Consider the following 21,761-nt stretch of genomic DNA (forward strand, 5'->3'; position numbering starts at 1 on the left):
GATTTTCATCCGTGCCGATCACGGATGCTTTCGATATCGAGATGGCCGGTGCCATCATCGTGTGAGCGATAGCGCAAGGCAATATGCGCTTCGTGTGTGGCACCGGGCGCGGTTACCGGGCCGGCATCGCCAACGCAATCCTTGATCAGTGCGTCCACCAGCGTGTCCAGCGCGGCGGCGGACGCGGTGGCCGGCGCCGCCCGGGTGACGGTCCCGGTCACCATATCGATGACATCCCCTGGACCGGCAAAACACAGCTTGGTGTCGGGCGCGATGAAATCGTCCCCAGCCAGCTCGGTCTTGAGCGGATCGAGCTCGACCAGGACGGCGCCGCGCGCGCCGATCGCGGTGAGCTGGGTGTTGTCGTGGTTGGCGATGACCCCGCTGTCTTCGAGAAGACCGAGCCCGAAGCGCACGCTTTCCTCGGCGCAGGCGACGGCGAGGCGGCCGAGACGAAGCGAGGACGACAGTTTCTGGTCGACGATGGCGGCGCCGAAAAACCCCAACCCTTCCTGGATCACCAATCCGTGCCGTCCCATATCCGAGGCGATGCCGAAGCGCAGCGCCTCGTAGGACGTGCCGCCTCCGATCATGAAACCGGACAGCGCCGAGGCGGCACCGCCGACCCCGACGATCATGGCGCCGGCGGCCCGCGCCCGCGCAATGGCGGTCAGCAGCGGCGTGACATCGCCACGGTAGAGCAAGGATTCCACCAGCCTGATCTGGTTACCGCCGGTCAGGATGATGGTGCGCAGGGCGGCGATCTGCTCGACCAACGCTTCCTCGCGCATCTGGCGATCAACATTGTCGATGGTGACGCGCAGATCGGTGGCCTCGACGCCGTGGCCGCGCAAGGCGCCGATGTACTCGCGCGCGGCCGCGTTGGGCTCGGCGGACGCGGCGGCAAGCACACCGACCGGCCCCTCACACTGCGCCGCCAGTTCCGCAAGCAGCGGACTGCCGCGGTCGAGTGGCGCCGAGCCCAGCATCATCATGCGCGCCTGCTGTCCCGGCTTCATACCGTAGTCGCGGGACAGCGCCGCCCACCGGTTCTCCGCCAGTTGCGCCGCATTGAGCTGGCGGGTGCGCATGCTGGCCCGAAAATCCACCGCCGTCATGCGGAAATCACGCCCGGCTCCGGGAATGTAGGCGGCCGCACGGCCGCCCTGGCGGGATATTTCGACGCTGGTGGCGCAACCCGCCTTGGGCTCTATCGCGCGCGCCCGATCCGCCGGATAGGCCTCGGGGTCCCCCAGCACCAGCCGCGCCGTGAGGTCGTAGAGGGTATAGGCGGCGAAGACGTTGCGAAGCGAGCGGGCTGGGGCCCGGTAGGTGATGTCGCGCTGGGTCACCGGCCGCTTGCCCGGACCGGGGAGGACCTCACCCGTTTCCAGGTCATAGCTGTCACCGTCGTCGGCATAGCTGAAACCGATGTTTTCGATCAGCTTGCGGCGGCGATCGACTTTCGCCTCCTCGAGATGGAGCACGAAGGCGCCATATTCGCCGATCACCCGCGCACTCGTGCCCTCGATGAACAACGCGGTGTTTTCGTCTATGCCGAAGCCGCGCTTGGCGCCGGACGCCTGCATGCCGACGACCAACCGGCCGAATCGGCCGCGTTTGATGAAATGCTGGTCGACCATGCCCCAGGGAAAGAAGCCGAGCCCCGGCTCCAGCAGCATTCCGGGCTCGTCCGGGTCATCGACGACACCGTAGGTCGCAGCTTCCAGCGATGTGCCGCCGGAGATCATCACATCGGACATCATGGCGGCCCCAGCACTCGACCCGGCGACCATCGCACCGTTGAGCTGCGCTGTGCGGATCGCCTTCAGCACCCGGCTTTCCGTGCCCTTCGGCGCCAGCGCCCCGGTGATCAGGGCCTGGTCGCCGCCGGTGAAATAGACGCTGCCATAGTCCTCGACGAGATCGGCGATCGCCGTGTCCTGCGCGGCCGCCGCCGCCCCGGCGCCGTAAACCCCGGCCAGGGCGGCATCGAAACCATAGGCGCGAAACACACCGACCGCTTCGGCTCCGACCTCATCGGGCACCGACGAGGCCGTCGGGAAGACGACGATCCTTCCGCCTGCCAGACGGTGCATCTCGTGATAGACGGCGGCATTGTCGTCCTCCAGTCGGCCGCCGATGATTGCCAGTTTCGGGGTGGCGCTCCCACAGTCAGTGAGTGAGATTCTGCTGATCTGCCGTGTCATTTCGCCGGAACGATCAGCACACCTCGATCATCCGACGTGAGAGCGAAGCCATCGGGAACGTCGAATATGGACGTCGCCAGACGCTTTGCGACGGACTCCGGTTCGGGCGCGGTGAATTTCGGGGTGAAGTGGATGATCTGCTTCCAGCAGCGCGTTATCGCCTCGCAGAAGTACAGCACCAAATCGTCGGGCTGCGCCTGCTCGAGCGCCGCGTCGAGGGCCTTTTCTTCCTCACCGATGATGCTGATCGCGTCGGGCGCGACGCCCTCGGCGATCAGGGCGTCGCGCAACAGCTCGGGCACTTCGTCTGGCTCGCGATCGCGCAGATTGTCGTCGCGGTGGCAGATATAGGTGTCGAAATGGCCGGCGACCTTCGCCGCAATCGCCGTCGCGTCCTCGTCGCGCCGGTCGCCCGGGCAGGTGAGGCCGACGATCCGGCGCCCGCGCGGCTTGAGCCGGTCGACCAGGTCGACCATGGCCCCTACTGCCGCCTCGTTGTGCCCGTAGTCGAGGATCACCCGGAATCCGTGTTCATCGAAGACATTCATCCGGCCTGGGCTCTGGAAGAAGCTGTTGTCGAAGGTGCGCAATCCGGCGCTGATCTGATCCAGTGTCTTGCCGAGCGCATAGGCCATGCCGGTGGCGAACATGGCGTTTTCGACGTTGTGTAGTGCCTTGCCCTCCAGTGTCGCCGGGATGAGCTGGGTCCACATCAGCGGCATTTGGGTGCCGTTGTCGTAGATCACGATCTGGTCGCCGTTCACGCCCTGCTCGAGAACGACCGCAAGCTTGCCGAGCCGGATATGTTCGCGCACCAGTTCATGCTCCGGGTTGCGTGTCACATACATGACCTGCCTGGCGGGCGAGAAGGCCGCCATTTTCAGCGTCTGTTCGTCGTCGGCGTTCAGCACCACCGTGCCGCGCGTGACTTCGGCGACGACGCGTTTCACCCGGGCCAGGTCATCCAGCGTGTCGACGCCGCCGAGCCCCAGATGATCGGACGCGACGTTCAGCACCGCGCCTACATCGCAAAAGTTGTAGCCCAGGCCGGAGCGGACGATGCCGCCGCGCGCCGTCTCCAGGACTGCGATGTCGACCGAGGGATCCCGCAGCACCATCTTGGCGGAGACGGGCCCGGTCATGTCGCCTTTGACGGTCACGTTGCCGTCGATCAGCACGGCGTCGGTCGAGGTCTGCCCCACGACATGACCCGCCATTTTCAGGATGTGCGCCAGCATGCGCGAGCACGTGGTCTTGCCGTTCGTTCCGGTCAAGGCGGCGATGGGAACGCGCGCCTGGGTTCCGGGCGGGAAGAGCATGTCCATGATCGCCCCGCCCACGTCGCGCGGCGTGCCCTCGGAGGGCGCGATATGCATGCGCAGGCCTGGTCCCGCATTGATCTCGCAGATGCCGCCGCCGGTCTCGCGATAGCTCTTGGTGATATCGGTGGTCAGGAAATCTACGGCGCCGACATCGAGCCCGATTGCTCGGATTGCCCGCTCGGCCATCAGCTTGTTGTCGGGATGGATCGTGTCGGTGACATCCACCGCCGTTCCACCCGTCGAAATATTTGCGGTCTTGCGCAGATGCACTTCCTCGCCCTCGGCGGGGACCGTCTCTGCGGTATAGCCCTTTTCCTCGAGCAAGCGCGTCGCCTGGTCATCGAGTTCGAGCCGGGTCAGCACGTTTTCATGCCCGACGCCACGGCGAGGGTCCTGATTGACGATATTCACCAGCTCGGCAACGGTGTGGCGCCCGTCGCCCTTCACATGACCCGGCACCCGGCGCGCGGCGGCGGCGAGCTGGCCATTGACCACCAGAAGCCGGTGGTCGTCGCCGCGCAGCATGGTCTCCACCAACACGGCCGATCCCTCGGCATCGGCGGTCTCGAAGGCCTCGGCGATGCCGTCCTCGGACGTGATGTTGACGGTGACGCCCCGGCCATGATTGCCGTCGAGCGGCTTGATAACCACGGGATAGCCGATGCGTTCGGCCGCCCCCACTGCCTCGTCCACGCTGTAGACCAGCTTCTGCCTCGGCGCGGGCAGACCGAGATCGGCAAGGAGGTTGTTGGCGAGATTCTTGTCAGAGGCGATTTCGACGGCGATATGCGAGGTCTTCGACGTCAGCGCCGCCTCGATTCGCTGCTGGTACTTGCCCTGGCCGATCTGGATCAGGCTGGCGTCGTTGAGCCGGTAGACCGGAATGTCGCGGGCCTGGGCCGCACGCACCAATTCCATGGCGGAGGGCCCCAGAGAACGCCTGTCGGCATAGGTCAGGAAATCCTCGACGTTCTTGTCGAGGTCGGGAGCCTCTTGATCATCGGAGTCGGCGCGGGCAATGGCCGCGAGCATGTCGCAGGCAACCTCGCCGGCCTCGATACCGATGTCTTCATTGCCATAGCTGTAGAACACCTCGACAATATCGGGATCGTCCGTCGATCTCGACCACGCCAGTGTGCCGTCAATGCCAGCGGCATGCTCGAGCGCCAAAGCCAGCCTTGCGACCAGATCGCCGATGGAAAGCCCCGCGCCGGCGTGCAATGCGGCACCCCACTCGGCATGTTCGAGCGCAAGCCCCGGCAACACCGCTGCCAGTCTGTCGATCACGCCCGCCCCCAGGCCCCTGAGGGTTTCCGCATAGCTCGGCTTGACGTCCACTTGGAGCCGGATTACCGCCTCCAGCGCATGAACGTTCGGACCGACATAGACCGAAATGGAATCGATATTCAATGGGGCATCCTCATCAAGCGTCGGGTGTCTGCACACGAGAACGCGGTCAGACAGAGCCGCGCAACGCAGTGGAGCATAGTCCAACATGCGGAACGCTCATCCGCAGAACCGGAGCATCACAGGGAACCTGGCTCCTTATGGGTGAGGGGAGAGGGTGACCGGCCAACGCCGGCAACCCGACCGGACCGGGGCCGAGTGTTGGCCCGGTGGTCGCCGCCCGGAGAGTCTGGGGCACGGCTGTGGCCGTATTCCCGCGCTAGCACTGGCAGGTCGCTACAGCGGTTATTGCGGTATCTGGATCGATAACGCCGATCAAACGTGCTCGCTAGTTTTTGCTCGGAAATCCCGACATCGTGGCCCCGCGCATTCTTGTGTATTGCCTGCGCGAGTCTTGCCATCGGCTTGGCGGCGGCAGATTTCATCGCAGGAACCGCCGGTCCTGCTGCGCGGCTTAACTGGGTTAGCCCACGAACCATTCCATTCGACTGTTTCAATTAGTCGGGCCTTCGCGGGTGGGTTGAGCGCAATCGTTCGACAGGCAAGCGTAGCGGTTAGGGCCGACAATCAGCTTGGACCCAATCAAGGAGGAGCGCATGGCGGCCCCGACAATCGGCCTGATCCAGCAGATGCTGCGCCGACGGCCCGTGATCGGGGCGCCCGTGGCTCACGGCGCCTCCGATCAACTGAAACGCAGTATCGGCACGTTCCAACTCACGCTGTTTGGGGTAGGTGCCACCGTCGGCACAGGCATCTTCTTCGTGCTGTCCGAGGCGGTTCCAGAAGCCGGTCCTGGGGTTGTTGCCTCATTTGTGATCGCCGGAATCGCGGCAGGACTTACCGCGGTCTGTTATGCCGAACTCGCCTCAGCCGTACCGGTTTCGGGGTCAACCTACTCCTACGCCTACACCACTCTCGGCGAGCTGGTCGCAATGGGTGTGGCGGCCTGCCTGCTGCTCGAATACGGCGTGTCCACCGCCGCGGTTGCGGTGGGTTGGAGTCAGTACGTCAACAAGCTGCTTGACAATTTCTTCGGCCATCATCTGCCCCAGGCGCTTTCCGCTGCGCCGTGGGGTGACGCATCCCCGGGAATCATCAACCTTCCCGCTGTCGTATTGGTCGGGTTGTGCGCCGTCCTTCTCATCCGCGGAGCCAGCGAGTCGGCGAAGGTCAACACCATCATGGTGCTGATCAAGCTGAGCGTTCTGGTGATGTTCGCCGTCATCGCCTTAACGGCCTTCGACGCCGATCGGTTCGCTGAGTTCGCGCCCTTCGGTGTCGCCGGAATCGGCGCGGCGGCAGGCACGATCTTCTTCTCGTACATCGGCCTGGATGCGGTGTCCACCGCCGGTGACGAAGTCAAGGATCCTCAGAAGACCATGCCTTTGGCGATCATGGCCGCGTTGGTGACCGTGACAACGGTCTACGTGGTGGTTACCGTGGCCGCACTCGGCGCGCAGCCCTGGCGGGATTTCGAGGGCCAGCAAGCTGGCCTGGCCACCGTCCTCGACAGAGTCGTCTCAGGCCACTACTGGGGCACGGTGTTGGCAGCCGGCGCAGTGATCTCCATATTCTCGGTCACACTTGTGGTCCTGTACGGCCAGACTCGAATCCTGTTCGCCATGGGCCGGGACGGTCTTCTGCCCCCAGTGTTCGCCAAGGTCCGCCCACCCAACATGACACCGGTGTACAACACCATCATCGTCGCGGTGGTGATCTGCATTCTTGCTGGCTTCGTCCCGCTGAGCTATCTGGCGGACGTGGTGTCCATCGGCACCCTGGTCGCGTTCATCGTCGTGTCCGTCGGTGTCGTCATCCTGCGGGTGCGTGAACCCGATCTCCCGCGTGGATTCAAGGTGCCCCTCTACCCCGTGACACCGGTGTTGTCGGTCCTGGCGTGTGGGTACATCCTGTTCAGCCTGCCCTGGTACACCTGGTTGGCGTTCTCCATATGGGTCTCGGTGGTGCTGGTGTTCTACTTCGTCTGGGGCCGCCATCACAGTGCGTTGAACGATGGCGGTGACGGCGTGATCGGTGCCATGCCAGCCGATGCCGACGACAGTGACGTTCTGGCGCAGCGGGAGCACTAACGACGGTGAGGGTGTGGCGCTAGCCGACAGCCGCCCTCGACGCAAGGAAGATCTGTACAGGCTTCCACGGGCCTTGACCTGTCCAGCCGCCAGGTTATGGCCGTGCGGGCGGCGGTGAGGTGGCACCAATGAGAACACCAACGGCGCACTGCGCCAGTACTTCCCGAAGGCTCCGATCTATCCCGATGGTCCGCTGAAGACATCGAAGCAGTCGTTCACGCCCACAACATCAGGCCCAGAAAGACACTCGGCTGGAAAACGTCGGCCGAAGCCCGCAACCCACACGCGCGCGCTTTTTGCGGCTGAAGTAGCTAGGGGGAAAGGTTGGCGAGGCCTTCGGCTGCGGCCAGCGCCGCGCGAGTCCATTCGCGCTGGGACACGGCCGGTTCGATGCGCTGACGGCGGATCACCTCGATAGCAACCACCCGTCCGGAACTGACCGCGGCCGGGACCCGGAAGGAGAATTCCGGCGTCTCGGTGGCCACCGCGAGCATCGCCTCAGTGTCGGCAAAGCCGTTGGCGCGCATGGTGTTCTCGACCCACTTCGCTGGCGTGAGGCCGCCGAAATCCTTGACGTAGACCACCCAGAGGCCGATGCCGCGCTGGTTGTAGAGCTTGGTGACCGCTCGCGCGATGACCACGCGCTCGGCCGGAGTCAATACCGCCGACTGGTCGGTGACGTGGTCAGACAACTGAAGGGTTGGCTTTGACGGCGGTGTCGCGCCGACGCCCGGGGGTGCCGATGAGGATGCGGCACCGCGATCCGCACTGCTGGATCGGTCGCTCAACAGCTGAATACCGAGTACCGCCGCGACCGCGACCAATGCGACGGCGACCAGCCCGGCAATCAGGGTCGCGGGCTTGATTCGCCTCCCGTGTGCGGTCGGCGCCGCTGCAGGTGGTGTCGCGATCACCTGTGTCGGCGCGGACCCGAATGCGACGGGGTTCGGCGCGACTGGTGGGGCTAAAGGGTGCTGACCGGCCAGCGCGGCCGCGAAATCCGAGCACGTGGGGTAACGCTCTGCGGGGTTCTTGGCCAGAGCTCTGGCAATGACGCCATCGAGATGTGCCAATTCGGGGCGGCGCGCACTGATTAGTGGCGGTGGTGCGGACAGATGCTGGGTGATGATCACCGCCGGATTGGTGTGTTGGAATGGGGCAGAACCGGCCAGCAGGTGAAACGCGGTGCAGCCGAGTGCATACTGATCGGCGCGTCCATCCAGAGGCGCGCCCTGCAATTGTTCGGGGGCGCAGTATGCGGTGGTTCCCATCAACATATTGGTCGCGGTCAGCCCACTGATCGCGCCGACTTCGCGAGCGATCCCAAAATCGGCAAGCACGATTCGGCGTCGGTGATTGGCTTCGCCCAGCAGAATGTTGGCCGGCTTTACGTCGCGGTGGAGCAAGCCCTGTGAATGGGCGTAATCAAGCGCGTCGGCCACCGCCGCGATGATTTCCACCACCTCGGCATACGGCATTCCGGTCGGGTACTGGGTGTTCAGTAGTCGAGCGGCGTCGGTTCCCTCCACGTAGTCCATGGAGATCCAGAGTTGTCCGTGGAATTCGCCGCGATCGTGGATGCCGACTATGTGCTGGTTGTACAAGGTTGCGGCGAGGTCGGCCTCGCGGTTGAAGCGCTGACGGAACTCCTGGCTGGAGGTGAACTCGGCGGGCAGGATCTTGAGTGCGTCGCGCCGGGGCAGTCGGGGGTGCTGCGCCAGGTACACCTCACCCATTCCGCCCGCACCTAACCGGCGCACGATGGTGTACCCGGCGAACAGCTCACCTTCTTGGAGGCCTTCGCTGTGGCCAGCGCTTGTCGGCATGTGAGCATGCTACTGATCGCGCCGAGGCGGCCATCGGGAAACTACCCAGAGCAGTGGTGACTCCCAGGCCGGGGCTGTGGCTGCCGGCCAGAAGCCGGATAGCAATCTTGAAGTTCACCAATCACGTTGGTGCCCCGATGCTCGGGGGGTGTCGCGTCGCAGCACAATACACAGGCTGCGGAGTTGACCAGCGGCCTTGGGGGGTGCTCGGCCGTTTGGAGCCCTCAGCGACAATGGCAGTTGATGTGGAAACGCCTGTCGTGGACCGTGGTGGCCCCGCTGCTTGCGCTTGTCGCGTTGGTACTTTCCTGGGGCCAGCACATCGGCCCCGTGGTGGGTCTGCTGGAAGCAGTGCTGCTCGCAGGGGCGGTGCTGGCCGCCGTGCATCACGCCGAGGTTGTCGCGCACCGGGTCGGTGAGCCATTCGGTTCACTGGTGCTCGCGGTCGCGGTAACGGTCATTGAAGTGGCTCTGATTGTCACCCTGATGGCTTCTGGCGGGCACCAGGCGGCCACACTGGCACGCGACACTGTGTTTGCTGCGGTGATGATCACTACTAATGGGATTGCTGGGCTGTCATTGCTGCTTGGTTCGCAGCGCTACGGCGTGACGTTGTTCAACGCCCATGGCAGCGGCACCGCGCTCGCCACGGTGACTACCTTGGCGACCCTGAGCCTGGTGCTGCCCACGTTCACCACTAGTCAGCCGGGTCCCGAGTTTTCACCTGGCCAGCTCGGTTTTGCCGCGGTCGCCTCGCTGGCGCTTTATCTGCTGTTTGTTTTCACCCAAACCGTCCGCCATAGGGACTTCTTCCTGCCGGTGGCGCAAAAAGGCGCCGTCGACGATGACCGGCACGCCGATCCGCCGAGTACTCGGGCGGCGATGACGAGTCTTGCGCTTTTGTTGGTTGCCTTGGTCGCCGTGGTCGGACTGGCCAAAATGGAGTCGCCCATCATCGAGCGGATGGTGGTGGCGGCTGGTTTTCCGCAGTCCTTCGTCGGCGTGATCATCGCAACGTTGGTGCTGCTGCCGGAGACGCTTGCCGCCGGGCGCGCGGCGCGTCAGGGGAGGCTCCAGATCAGCCTGAACCTGGCGTACGGCTCTGCAATGGCCAGCATCGGTCTCACCATTCCGACCATCGCGCTGGCTTCCATCTGGCTTAGCGGCCCGCTCTTGCTGGGCCTGGGAGCTCTGCAGCTGGTGCTGTTGGTGCTGACCGTTGTCGTCAGTGCGCTCACCGTCTTGCCTGGTCGGGCGACGCGGCTACAGGGCGAACTGCATCTGGTGGTGTTGGCCGCATACATCTTTCTTGCGGTCAGCCCCTGAGAGCGCGTGGGCGCGTCGCCGGGGCGTTATGCGCGGGCGCGGAGGGTCTCTAGAGCCTTGTCCGCGTGGGTGTCCATGCTGAATTCGCTGGAGATCACGTTGAGAACTTTGCGATCGGTGTCGATGACAAACGTCGTGCGTTTGACCGGCATCAATTTGCCGAGCAGTCCGCGCTTGACGCCGAACTGGCCGGCGACGGTGCCTTCGGCATCTGACAGCAGGGGATAGTCGAAATGCTGCATGTCGGCGAACTTGGCCTGCTTTTGCACGGAGTCGGCGCTGATACCGACGCGGCTCGCGCCGACTGCGGTGAATTCGGCGGCCAAATCGCGGAAATGACAGGCTTCCTTAGTGCACCCCGGGGTCATCGCCGCGGGGTAGAAGAATAGAACCACCGGCCCGTCGGAAAGTAGAGCGCTGAGCTTGCGTTGTTTTCCCGTCTGATCGGGAAGCTCGAAGTCGGCCACGGTGTCACCAATTTTCATGGCCGTCAGGCTACGCTCGGGCCGGACGGCGCGTCTGATTGGATAGGCCGATGCGCGCAGACCTTGCAACCACGATTACTCGTGAAAATTTCCGCTCATTGGCCGCGGAACATCGGGTGGTTCCCGTCACGCGCAAGGTGTTGGCCGACAGTGAAACTCCGCTGTCGGCGTACCGGAAGCTGGCTGACGGCCGGCCGGGAACTTTCTTACTCGAGTCGGCGGAGAATGGCCGGTCGTGGTCGCGGTGGTCGTTCATCGGTGCCGGGGCGCCAACAGCATTGACCGTGCGGGACGGCGAAGCGGTGTGGCTGGGTACCGCGCCCGAGGGCGCTCCGACCGGTGGGGACCCGCTGCGCGCCTTGCAGTCCACCTTGGAGGTGCTTGCCACGGGCGCGATGCCGGGGCTTCCTCCGCTGTCCGGCGGCATGGTCGGGTTCTTCGCCTACGACATGGTGCGCCGGCTCGAGCGTCTGCCGAACCTGGCCGTGGATGATTTGCAGCTTCCCGAGATGCTGTTGTTGCTGGCCACAGATTTGGCGGCGGTCGACCACCACGAAGGCACGATCACGCTGATCGCCAATGCGGTGAATTGGGATGGCACCGACGAGCGAGTCGATTGGGCCTATGACGATGCCATCGCCCGGCTGGATGTGATGACCGCTGCCCTGAGTCAGCCTTTGCCGTCGTCCGTGGCCACTTTTAGCCGACCGGAGCCCCACTACCGTGCTCAGCGCACCGTCGAGGAGTACGGCGCGATCGTCGAGCACCTGGTGGAAGAGATTGCTGCCGGCGAAGCTTTTCAGGTGGTGCCGTCGCAGCGTTTTGAGATGGACACCACGGTGGACCCGATCGACGTCTACCGAATCCTGCGGGTCACCAATCCGAGTCCCTACATGTACTTGATTCAGGTTCCGAATGACCATGGCTCGGTTGAGTTTTCGATTGTTGGGTCAAGCCCAGAGGCGTTGGTCACCGTTCATGACAGCTGCGCAACGACTCACCCGATCGCCGGAACCCGCTGGCGTGGTGAGACCGACGAAGAGGATCAGCTCCTGGAGAAGGAGTTGCTGGCCGACCAGAAAGAACTGGCTGAGCACCTGATGCTGGTCGATCTGGGGCGCAACGACCTTGGACGGGTGTGTATACCGGGCACGGTTCGCGTTGAGGACTACAGCCACATCGAGCGTTATAGCCACGTCATGCACCTGGTCTCCACCGTGACAGGTCTGCTCGATGCGGGCCACAGCGCTTTGGATGCGGTGACCGCGTGCTTCCCGGCCGGGACGCTGTCTGGTGCTCCCAAAGTCCGGGCCATGGAGCTGATCGAAGAGATGGAGAAAACTCGCCGTGGTTTGTACGGCGGTGTGGTCGGCTACCTCGATTTCGCCGGGAATGCTGATTTCGCAATCGCTATCCGCACCGCGCTGATGCGTAACGGCACGGCGTACGTCCAAGCCGGTGGTGGTGTCGTGGCCGACTCCAACGGGCCCTACGAATACAACGAAGCGCGAAACAAAGCGCGGGCGGTACTGAATGCGATTGCGGCCGCTGAGACCCTGGCCCGTCCGGATGCGGCGTGCAGTGACTGATACCGGGAATGACCACCGGGCGCGGCGGAACAGCCGACTGATGATCGGGATCGCCCAGTTGTTGCTGGTGATCTCGGCCGGCGTGCTGTGGATTGCTTCGCGGTTGGGGTGGGTTGTCATCCGGTCATTCGACGGACTCGGCCCGCCCAAGGAGGTGACCCTGTCGGGCGCGACGTGGTCCACCGCGCTGCTGCCCATGGCGCTTCTGATGTTGGCCGCCGCGGTCGCGGCGCTGGCAGTGCGTGGCTGGCCCCTGCGGGGGCTAGCGGCCTTGCTGGCGATAGTGAGCCTCGCGGTCGGATATCTCGGTGTCAGTTTGTGGGTGATTCCCGATGTCGCACTGCGTGGGGCCGAGCTCGCTCAAGTCTCGGTGATCACGTTGGTGGGCAGCGGGAGGCACTACGTGGGGGCGGGACTCGCGGTGGGCGCTGCCGTGTGCACTCTGGCCGCCGCAGCGTTGTTGATGCGCTCGGCATCGATCGTCGAATCACTCGGCGACGACGCCACAAAGTACGCGTCGCCCGCTTCCCGTCGTTCCGTGGCGCGTGCCCAGGACGCGGCTATGGCGACGGAAAAGGCGTCGAAGAGCGCGGAATTGGACGTGTCGGAGCGCACGATCTGGGATGCTCTGGACGAGGGCCGGGACCCTACCGATCGGCCGCCTGAGCCAGACACCGAGGGTCGGTGAACAAGGGTGCGTCGACGGTCGCTACCCTTCATGGACGTCGTCGTAAATCGGCTGTAGAGCCTGGTTTAAATCGGAAGGAAACGACAGGCATGAGTCCGGCAACAGTGCTTGACTCCATTCTCGAGGGAGTCCGGGCCGACGTTGCCGCGCGCGAGGCGCTTGTCGGCATGACCGAGATCAAGGCCGCCGCCGCGGCGGCGCCGCCGCCACTGGACGTGATGGCCGCCCTGCGTCAGCCGGGTATTGGTGTCATCGCCGAGGTGAAGCGTGCCAGCCCATCTGCTGGCTCGTTGGCGCCCATCACCGACCCCGCCAAGCTGGCGCGTGCCTATGAGGATGGCGGCGCGCGCATCATCAGTGTGTTGACCGAGGGCCGGCGTTTTCAGGGTTCGCTCGACGATCTCGATGCGGTGCGCGCGGCAGTCTCTATTCCGTTATTGCGCAAAGACTTTGTGGTTCAGCCCTATCAGATCCATGAGGCGCGGGCGCACGGTGCGGACATGCTGCTGCTCATCGTCGCCGCGTTGGACCAGTCGGCGCTGGTGTCCATGCTGGACCGGACCGAATCGCTGGGGATGACCGCGCTTGTCGAGGTGCACACCGAGCAGGAGGCGGACCGGGCATTGAAGGCTGGGGCCAAGGTCATCGGCGTCAATGCGCGCGATCTCACCACCTTGGAGGTGGACCGGGACTGCTTCGCGCGAATCGCTCCGGGATTACCCAGCAACGTGATCAGGATTGCCGAGTCCGGCGTGCGCGGCACCAATGATCTGCTGGCGTATGCCGGTGCTGGCGCAGACGCCGTGTTGGTCGGCGAAGGGCTGGTCAAGAGTGGTGACCCACGGGCGGCGGTTGCTGATCTGGTCACCGCAGGCACCCATCCGTCCTGCCCAAAACCAGCCCGCTAACCGGGGATGACAACCGTGCCCGTTGAGCTTCGGTGATGGCTGACTTATCTCGCCCGGACCTGCCGCGGACCAGTTCCGCGATTGCAGAACGGACCTCCCACGATCCCGATTCAGGCGGGCATTTCGGCGCCTACGGTGGCCGTTACGTCCCAGAGGCGCTCATGGCGGTGATCGAAGAGGTCACCGTCGCGTACGAGAAAGAGCGGGTAAACCAGGACTTCCTGGACACGCTCGATCGGCTGCAAACGCACTACGCCGGTCGGCCGTCGCCGCTGTACGAAGCCACCAGGCTCAGCGAGCACGCTGGCTCAGCTCGAATCTTCCTGAAGCGAGAAGACCTAAACCACACCGGCTCTCACAAAATCAACAATGTGCTCGGTCAGGCATTGCTGGCCCGCCGGATGGGGAAGACCCGGGTGATCGCCGAGACCGGCGCCGGACAGCATGGTGTGGCTACGGCCACCGCGTGTGCGCTGCTGGGCCTGGAATGTGTCATCTACATGGGGGCCGTTGACACCGCGCGTCAGGCGCTCAACGTAGCCAGGATGCGGCTGCTCGGAGCCGAGGTCGTCGCCGTGGAAACCGGTTCAAAAACCCTCAAAGACGCCATCAATGAGGCATTCCGGGATTGGGTCACCAACGCCGATCGCACCTACTACTGCTTTGGTACCGCGGCTGGGCCCCATCCCTTCCCGACCATGGTTCGCGATTTTCAGCGGATCATCGGCATGGAGGCTCGTGTGCAGATCCAAGGTCAGGCGGGCAAGCTGCCTGATGCGGTCGTGGCATGCGTCGGCGGAGGATCCAATGCAATCGGGATCTTTCATGCATTTCTCGACGATCCCGATGTTCGATTGGTGGGATTTGAGGCGGCAGGCGACGGCGTCGAGACGGGTCGGCACGCGGCGACGTTTGCCGGTGGTTCGCCCGGAGCATTCCAGGGCTCCTTCTCCTACTTGCTGCAGGACGAAGACGGTCAAACCATCGAATCCCATTCGATCTCAGCGGGTCTGGACTATCCCGGGGTCGGCCCCGAACATGCCTGGCTCAAGGACATCGGGCGCGTCACTTACCAGCCGATTACCGATTCCGAGGCGATGGAGGCATTCGGCCTGCTATGCCGGTTGGAAGGCATCATCCCCGCCATCGAATCCGCCCATGCGGTGGCCGGTGCTCTCAAGCTGGGTCGTGAGCTGGGAAAGGGTGCGGTGATTGTGGTGAATTTGTCGGGGCGGGGCGACAAGGATGTCGAAACGGCCGCCAAATGGTTCGGTCTGCTGACGCCTGGCGGCAGCGCGAACAAGTCGGTTTGATCATGACTGTTGAACAACGCGAAGCCAGCAGGCTGGGACCGCTTTTCGATTCGTGCCGCGCGGAAAATCGCGCGGCGTTGATCGGATATCTGCCCACCGGTTACCCCGACGTGAACACATCGGTGCGAGCGATGACTGAGCTCGTCGAATCAGGTTGCGACATAGTCGAAGTCGGCGTTCCCTACTCGGATCCGGGCATGGATGGCCCGACTATCCAGCGGGCTACCGAGGCGGCGCTGAGCGGGGGAGTGCGAGTCCGGGACGCGTTGACCGCGGTCGAATCGATAAGCAAGGCCGGCGGGCGTGCCGTTGTGATGACGTACTGGAACCCGGTGCTGCGGTACGGGGTCGATGCATTCGCACGGGATCTGGCGGCCGCCGGCGGGCACGGGCTGATTACTCCCGACCTCATCCCCGACGAGGCCCAACAGTGGCTTGCCGCCTCCGATGAGCACGGGCTGGACCGCATCTTTCTGGTGGCGCCGTCGTCAACACCCGAACGCTTGGCCAACACCGTCGCGGCGTCACGCGGGTTTGTATATGCCGCGTCGACCATGGGGGTGACCGGCGCGCGCGACGCTGTGTCGAACGCTGCGCCCGATCTGGTGGCGAGGGTCAAGGCGGTGTCTGACATACCCGTCGGTGTTGGTTTGGGGGTGCGGTCGCGGGAACAGGCCGCCGAGATCGGCCGCTACGCCGACGGTGTCATCGTGGGATCGGCGTTGGTATCGGCGTTGGGCGACGGATTGCCGAGTTTGCGCTCACTGACGGAGGAACTTGCCGCTGGCGTTCGCCAGAGGAACTCGCCATGACGGCGACCGTACTTGCGTATTTCCCCAGTCCGCCGCGTGGCGTCTGGCATCTCGGGCCACTGCCGATTCGCGCGTACGCATTCTTCATCATCATCGGGATCGTTATGGGCCTGATGATCGGTGACCGGCGTTTCGCCGCACGCGGCGGTGAGCGCGGGGTGATCTACGACATCGCTTTGTGGATGGTCCCGTTTGGTTTGATCGGCGGGCGTCTGTACCACCTGAGCACCGACTGGCAGACATACTTTGGCGAAGGCGGCGCCGGGTTGGGCGCGGCGCTGCGCATCTGGGATGGCGGCCTCGGTATCTGGGGTGCAGTGACCCTGGGCACCGTTGGAGCCTGGATCGGCTGTCGTCGTCGCGGAATTCCACTGCCTGCCTTCTTGGACGCGGTCGCACCAGGCGTGGTGATGGGCCAAGCGATCGGTCGGCTCGGGAATTACTTCAACCAGGAGCTGTACGGCCGCGAGACCACGGTGCCGTGGGGCCTGGAGATTTTCTATCGTCGGGATCCCTCCGGATTCGTCGACGTTCATTCGCTCGACGGCGTCTCGACCGGGCAGGTCGCGGTCGTGGTGCAACCGACGTTCCTCTACGAGTTGATTTGGAACCTGCTGGTATTCGCCGCGTTGATCTATCTGGACCGCCGCTTCACAATCGGTCACGGTCGATTGTTCGCGTCCTATGTGGCCTTGTATTGCGTCGGGCGGTTCTGCGTCGAGTTGTTGCGCGACGACACCGCCACACACATCGCCGGCATCCGAATCAACTCTTTCACGTCGACGTTCGTGTTCATCGGCGCAGTCGTCTACATCATCTTGGCGCCCAAAGGCCGCGAGGATCCGGCGAGCGTGCGTGGTACGACCGCCGCTGCTGACGAAGTGCCCGAACCCGAACCTGCCGGCGAGGTCGCGACCGCTGACTCGACGGCCGCTGCGCTAGCTGGCGATAGGGAAGGCGACGAGCCAACCGGACTGGCAGAAACGGCCGAGGCGGCCGAAGTCGCCGAACCAGAAACCGTTGGTTCGGCGGTCGCTGGAGATGAGTCGACAGCCGATACCGAAGCGTCCGACGCGGTCGAGGGTGAGGTTGGCGAGGCTGCTGAGGCTGAGGCGCCTGAGGCTGAGGTGCCTGAGGTGGGTGAGGTAGAGGCTGCTGAGGAGGTCGCTGAGGCGGTCGACGGTGAGGTCGAGGCGGCTGAGGCGGGCGAGGTAGAGGTTGCTGAGGCGGTCGAGGGTGAGGTTGAGGCGGCTGAGGCGGGCGAGGTAGAGGTTGCTGAGGCGGTCGAGGGTGAGGTTGAGGCGGCTGCTGAGGCTGAGATGCCTGAGCTGGGTGAGGTAGAAGCTGCTGAGGAGGCCGATGAGGCGGGTGAGGGTGAGGTAGAAGCGGTTGAGGAGGCGGCTGAGGCCGAGGCACCCGAGGTGGGTGAGGTAGAGGTTGCTGAGGCGGTCGACGGTGAGGTTGAGGAGGCGGCTGAGCCTGAAGAGGCTGAGGTTGAGGAGGCGGCTGAGCCTGAAGAGGCTGAGGCGGGTGAGGTAGAGGTTGCTGAGGCGATCGAGGGTGGGGTCGACGAGGCCGCTGAGGCCGAAGAGGCTGAGGCGGGCGAGGACGAGCCAAAAGAGGCAGCAGAGGTCGCTGAGGCCGAGGGGTCTGAGGCCGAGGACAAGACAGCGCAGGCCATAGATGGTGGCCAAACGGGGGTTGACGACGCAGACGAGGCCGATGCTGAGCCAGACGACGACTCCACCGCGGCAGAACCCGAGGTCGTGGTCGAGCAAGCAGATATCGAAGAGATCGAACCCCAAGAGCCCGAAGCGGAGGCATTGGCGGCCGCTGAAGCGACGGACGCCGACGAGGGTGATGGCGAGCCCGCCGAGCCGGCGAGCGACGATCTCGACGCTGTCGCGGCCGAGGACGCTGACGCCACGGCAACCGAAGCCGAAGAATCCGGCGATGAGTCGCCCGAGCCCGCCGCAGACTCCGAGGAGCCCGGAGCCGACGAGTCCGCACCGGAGGACTCAGCCGAGGACACTTCGTCCGGTGAATCCGACACCCAAAGTGAGCTGGAGCAGAGCCAAACTATCGAGCAGGGCTCCGACCAAACCTCGGCTGGAGACGGCGAGGGCCCGCCTCCGAGCGCGGCGGTGGACGGCGATACCGGCCCAACCCGGCAAGGTTGGCGTGGCCGGCTGAGGAACCGGATGCGTCGTTCGGGCCGGTAGCCGTCAGGCCGCCAAGTTCGGCGAGCGGCTCGGGCACCAGCTCATCGGATCTGGCATGCTGAAATGGTGACTGACCAGTCGTGGGCCGGCGGCGGCGCTGGTCCCGGACAGCAACCGGGATACCCACCGCCATTTCCTCCGCCGTACTATCCGGACTACTCGGCGCCCCGCAGTTACTACGACCCAGCGGCGCCTTTTGGCCGGCATCCCGTTACCGGCCAGCCGTTTTCAGACAAATCGAAGACGGTTGCGGGGTTGCTGCAGCTACTGGGGCTGTTCGGAATCGCGGGCATCGGCCGGATCTACATGGGTCACACCGGGATGGGTATCGCGCAATTACTTGTGGGCTGGTTGACGTGTGGCCTAGGCGCCTTGGTCTGGGGTGTCATTGACGCGGTGCTGATATTGACCGACAAAGTCAGCGACCCGTGGGGTCGCCCGTTGCGTGATGGAACCTAGTCAGGGCTCCGCTGAGCCGGGGCGGCGCGATGTACATAGCCAGCGCCCCGGCCGCTATGGCGCCGTAGCGTCGGCCGGATTGTTGGCCGCGGCCCTTGGCTACATCGGTTTGGTCGACCCGCACGGCGCGAATTCGGCCTACCCAGCGTGTCCGTTCAAGTGGCTCACCGGTTGGGATTGTCCCGCCTGTGGCGGCCTACGGATGGTGCATGACCTGTTGCACGGTGACCTGGTGGCCAGCATCAACGACAACGTCTTCCTGCTTGTCGGGATCCCTGTGCTGGGAGCGTGGGCCCTGCTGCGCCGACGCCGGGGCCGCACATCGCTGCCGCTAGCGGCGATGATCGTGGTCGGGGTAGCGATGATCGTATGGACGGTGCTGCGCAACCTGCCCGGATTTCCGCTGGTGCCCGCCGTCTATGGTCCTTGACCGCGGTCGAGGGCACTGTCCTCAGTTGCCGAAACCGGACGACGGAGCCGGCACCGGCCCGCCTGGGTCTCCACCGAGTCGGCTGGCGGCAAACGCCACCCCCTGATCGACCACGGCCCCGTCGTCGGCGTAGGCATTATGCGCGGCGAAATTGAGGCCGTCGGAACAAACCGGATCCTCGGGGACGCAGACCTTGATGGTCTTCGCCTGGTAGGCAGGGCCGATTTCGACGGCGGGTTCACCCAGAAAGTCCATGGCCCGCACATTCGGCATGCCGAACAGGACCACCGCAGCGACGTGCTCAGCCACATCCGGTTGCAGCGGCTTGGGGACGGTCGCGGGATCGACTCCCGCTGGCACCGCAGCAGAGGTGACAAAGCCCATCACCGCCGCGCCCTGTGAATAGCCGCCCAGCACCATCTTGGTCTGGGGGCATTGTCCCGCCATCGAAACGACATGAGTGCCCGCATCTCTGATGCCGTCCAGGCCGGTGTCCCAGTTGTCGCTGGCCGGATAGTTGACCGGGTACACGTCGAGTGATCGCCCACCGATGTGCGAACGCAGAGAGTCGACGAATGCCTGGCCGGTGGGGCCAAGGCCGGGCGGTTCGCCGGTGCCGCGGGCAAAAACCACCTCGACATCGGGGCATGGCTCGGCGGATGCAGACGGAATGGCGACGGCAGAAAACACGGAAGCGCTGAGGCCGCAAGCCGTTATCACCGCCGGCCCCAGGAAACGGACGACGTGAGATGCATTCATGCCGCTGTAGTTGCCCATGTGACCAGTTTCTCAAACTGGCAATTGTTCGGCACCTTTTCCAAGAGGCGTGTCCGGCATCTCGGCCGGACCCGCGCACGCCCTTGCCCGCGAGGCCGTTGAGATGAAACTCGCGTTCAGCTGGCGGAAGCCCCGCGCGTGCGTCTACCCGCGCCACGCTGGCCCGGATCCCAAAGTTGCCCGGGCAGCGCAGACTTCCAGCGCCCCACCAGCCCCGCATCCGAGGTTGGCGGAGGTGGACGCGGTGACGATGTGCCTTGGTCACCGCGCGTTTTGGTGCCCCGCCAGAGGACTCCGTTGCACTAGCGGTGAGCGAAGCCACGGTTGATGATCCGCGGATCCAATCCGGGCCGATATCAGTGCGAAACACCGGCGACTCACAACCACGACTATGCTTTGACGGCGTGACTAGACGCGGAAAGATCGTCTGCACCCTCGGGCCGGCTACGCAACAGGACGACTTGGTCAAAGAGCTGGTCGAAGCCGGAATGGACGTCGCCCGAATGAACTTCAGCCACGGCGACTACCCGGATCACGAAGCCGCATATGAGCGCGTGCGTGCTGCCTCTGACGCCACGGGGCGCGCGGTCGGCGTGCTCGCCGATCTGCAAGGCCCGAAGATCAGGTTGGGCCGCTTCGCTGATGGCCCGACCTATTGGGCTGACGGGGACACGGTCCGGATCACGGTCGAGGAGTGTGAAGGGTGCCGTGACCGGGTATCTACCACCTACAAGAGGCTGGCCCAGGATGCCGTGGCCGGTGACCGGGTGCTCGTTGATGACGGCAAGGTCGGATTGATCGTCGATCACATCGACGGCAACGACGTGGTCTGCACAGTCGTAGAAGGCGGCCCGGTCAGCAACAACAAGGGAATCTCCCTGCCGGGGATGAATGTATCTGCGCCGGCGCTCTCGGGGAAGGACATCGACGACCTCACGTTCGCGCTCAATCTGGGTGTCGACATGGTCGCGCTGTCCTTCGTGCGGTCGCCTTCGGACGTGGAACTCGTGCATGAGGTGATGGACCGGATCGGCCGGCGAGTTCCGGTGATCGCGAAGCTGGAAAAGCCCGAAGCGATCGACAATCTCGAAGCCATCGTGTTGGCATTCGACGCCGTCATGGTGGCCCGCGGCGATCTGGGGGTAGAGCTGCCGCTGGAAGAGGTCCCGCTGGTACAGAAGCGGGCCATCCAGATCGCCCGGGAGAACGCCAAACCGGTGATCGTGGCGACCCAGATGCTCGACTCGATGATCGAGAACTCGCGGCCCACCCGTGCCGAGGCCTCTGACGTCGCCAACGCCGTGCTTGACGGCGCCGATGCCCTGATGCTGTCCGGTGAGACCTCGGTGGGCAAGTACCCACTTGCTGCGGTCCGGACGATGTCGCGCATCGTCTGCGCGGTTGAAGAGAACTCGACGGCGGCCCCGCCGTTGACCCATGTGCCGCGCACCAAGCGGGGAGTGATCTCCTATGCGGCCCGCGACATCGGTGAACGACTCGACGCCAAGGCGTTGGTCGCCTTCACTCAGTCCGGCGATACCGTGCGACGGCTTGCTCGGCTGCATACCCCATTGCCGCTGCTGGCCTTCACCGCTTGGCCCGAGGTGCGCAGTCAGCTCGCGATGACCTGGGGCACCGAGACTTTCATCGTCCCGGAGATGGACTCGACTGACGGCATGATCCGGCAGGTCGACAAATCGCTGCTAGAACTCGGCCGCTACAAGCGTGGTGATCTGGTGGTCATCGTCGCGGGTGCACCGCCGGGGACCGTGGGTTCGACCAATCTGATTCACGTGCACCGGATCGGTGAGGACGACGTCTAACCTGGCCCAGGAGCCGGGGAATTGAGTCCCACCCAGGAATCCGCGCGACCGCGAAGCGCCGCCTGAGCTGGGCC

16 protein-coding genes and 1 pseudogene are annotated in these 21,761 nt (G+C 64.5%); 12 read left to right on the plus strand and 5 right to left on the minus strand.

Going from position 1 to position 21,761, the window contains the following annotated elements:
- Positions 1-5 precede the first annotated feature (5 nt).
- Both CCUG20998_RS11555 and cphA read right to left on the minus strand, forming a co-directional pair.
- The gene (locus CCUG20998_RS11555; RefSeq protein ID WP_020728701.1) at positions 6-2,210 is read right to left on the minus strand and encodes a cyanophycinase; all 2,205 of its coding nucleotides are present in this window, start codon (positions 2,208-2,210) and stop codon (positions 6-8) included.
- Entirely contained in the window at positions 2,207-4,942 is a 2,736-nt protein-coding gene (gene cphA, locus CCUG20998_RS11560; RefSeq protein WP_036455605.1) for a cyanophycin synthetase, read from the minus strand. Before cphA ends, CCUG20998_RS11555 begins: the two co-directional genes overlap by 4 nt.
- 593 nt (positions 4,943-5,535) lie before the next feature.
- On the opposite strand from cphA, the gene CCUG20998_RS11565 reads away from it, so the two are divergent.
- Entirely contained in the window at positions 5,536-7,029 is a 1,494-nt protein-coding gene (locus tag CCUG20998_RS11565; protein ID WP_103653973.1) for an amino acid permease, read from the plus strand.
- Between the two features lie 121 nt (positions 7,030-7,150).
- Positions 7,151-7,335 (plus strand): annotated as a pseudogene (locus CCUG20998_RS11570) (IS30 family transposase); the annotation flags it as partial.
- 5 nt (positions 7,336-7,340) lie between these two features.
- Here CCUG20998_RS11570 and CCUG20998_RS11575 read toward each other — a convergent pair.
- Complete coding sequence (locus CCUG20998_RS11575; protein WP_020725070.1) at positions 7,341-8,855, minus strand: serine/threonine-protein kinase; 1,515 nt, start codon at positions 8,853-8,855, stop codon at positions 7,341-7,343.
- Positions 8,856-9,098: 243 nt separating this feature from the next.
- Here CCUG20998_RS11575 and CCUG20998_RS11580 point away from each other — a divergent pair, with 243 nt between their 5' ends.
- The gene (locus CCUG20998_RS11580; protein ID WP_012394156.1) at positions 9,099-10,181 is read left to right on the plus strand and encodes a calcium:cation antiporter; all 1,083 of its coding nucleotides are present in this window, start codon (positions 9,099-9,101) and stop codon (positions 10,179-10,181) included.
- A gap of 26 nt (positions 10,182-10,207) precedes the next feature.
- Here CCUG20998_RS11580 and CCUG20998_RS11585 read toward each other — a convergent pair whose 3' ends face one another.
- On the minus strand, positions 10,208-10,666 hold the full coding sequence (locus tag CCUG20998_RS11585; protein WP_011739714.1) for a peroxiredoxin: 459 nt from the start codon (positions 10,664-10,666) through the stop codon (positions 10,208-10,210).
- 50 nt (positions 10,667-10,716) lie between these two features.
- On the opposite strand from CCUG20998_RS11585, the gene CCUG20998_RS11590 reads away from it, so the two are divergent.
- The 8 genes from CCUG20998_RS11590 (at position 10,717) to CCUG20998_RS11625 (ending at position 19,087) form a co-directional block, all read left to right on the plus strand.
- Complete coding sequence (locus CCUG20998_RS11590; RefSeq protein ID WP_036455607.1) at positions 10,717-12,255, plus strand: anthranilate synthase component I; 1,539 nt, start codon at positions 10,717-10,719, stop codon at positions 12,253-12,255.
- 40 nt (positions 12,256-12,295) lie between these two features.
- Positions 12,296-12,943, plus strand: a complete 648-nt coding sequence (locus tag CCUG20998_RS11595) for a TIGR02234 family membrane protein (RefSeq protein ID WP_020728707.1) — start codon at positions 12,296-12,298, stop codon at positions 12,941-12,943.
- An 89-nt stretch (positions 12,944-13,032) separates the two neighbouring features.
- Positions 13,033-13,851 carry an indole-3-glycerol phosphate synthase TrpC gene (gene trpC, locus CCUG20998_RS11600; RefSeq protein ID WP_012394159.1) on the plus strand — a complete coding sequence of 273 codons (819 nt, stop codon included), beginning with the start codon at positions 13,033-13,035 and terminating at the stop codon, positions 13,849-13,851.
- Positions 13,852-13,886: 35 nt separating this feature from the next.
- Positions 13,887-15,164 carry a tryptophan synthase subunit beta gene (trpB, locus tag CCUG20998_RS11605; RefSeq protein ID WP_036455609.1) on the plus strand — a complete coding sequence of 426 codons (1,278 nt, stop codon included), beginning with the start codon at positions 13,887-13,889 and terminating at the stop codon, positions 15,162-15,164.
- Positions 15,164-15,976 (plus strand): tryptophan synthase subunit alpha, encoded by an 813-nt coding sequence (gene trpA, locus CCUG20998_RS11610; RefSeq protein WP_036427377.1) that lies wholly within the window; start codon positions 15,164-15,166, stop codon positions 15,974-15,976. Before trpB ends, trpA begins: the two co-directional genes overlap by 1 nt.
- A complete protein-coding gene (locus CCUG20998_RS11615; protein ID WP_020728710.1) occupies positions 15,973-18,198 on the plus strand; it encodes a prolipoprotein diacylglyceryl transferase in 2,226 nt (741 codons plus the stop codon). Before trpA ends, CCUG20998_RS11615 begins: the two co-directional genes overlap by 4 nt.
- A gap of 63 nt (positions 18,199-18,261) precedes the next feature.
- Positions 18,262-18,657: an NINE protein gene (locus tag CCUG20998_RS11620; RefSeq protein ID WP_012394163.1), complete on the plus strand. Its 396-nt coding sequence runs from the start codon at positions 18,262-18,264 to the stop codon at positions 18,655-18,657.
- The gene (locus tag CCUG20998_RS11625; RefSeq protein WP_231389659.1) at positions 18,647-19,087 is read left to right on the plus strand and encodes a DUF2752 domain-containing protein; all 441 of its coding nucleotides are present in this window, start codon (positions 18,647-18,649) and stop codon (positions 19,085-19,087) included. Before CCUG20998_RS11620 ends, CCUG20998_RS11625 begins: the two co-directional genes overlap by 11 nt.
- Positions 19,088-19,108: 21 nt before the next feature.
- Here the strand turns inward: CCUG20998_RS11625 and CCUG20998_RS11630 are convergent, their stop codons facing one another.
- Positions 19,109-19,864: a cutinase family protein gene (locus tag CCUG20998_RS11630; RefSeq protein WP_020728714.1), complete on the minus strand. Its 756-nt coding sequence runs from the start codon at positions 19,862-19,864 to the stop codon at positions 19,109-19,111.
- A 404-nt stretch (positions 19,865-20,268) separates the two neighbouring features.
- Between CCUG20998_RS11630 and pyk the strand changes: the two genes are divergently transcribed.
- The gene (gene pyk, locus CCUG20998_RS11635) at positions 20,269-21,687 is read left to right on the plus strand and encodes a pyruvate kinase (protein ID WP_036455864.1); all 1,419 of its coding nucleotides are present in this window, start codon (positions 20,269-20,271) and stop codon (positions 21,685-21,687) included.
- Positions 21,688-21,761 lie beyond the last annotated feature (74 nt).

This window comes from Mycobacterium marinum, from assembly GCF_003391395.1.
Classification (GTDB): Bacteria; Actinomycetota; Actinomycetes; order Mycobacteriales; family Mycobacteriaceae; genus Mycobacterium; species Mycobacterium marinum.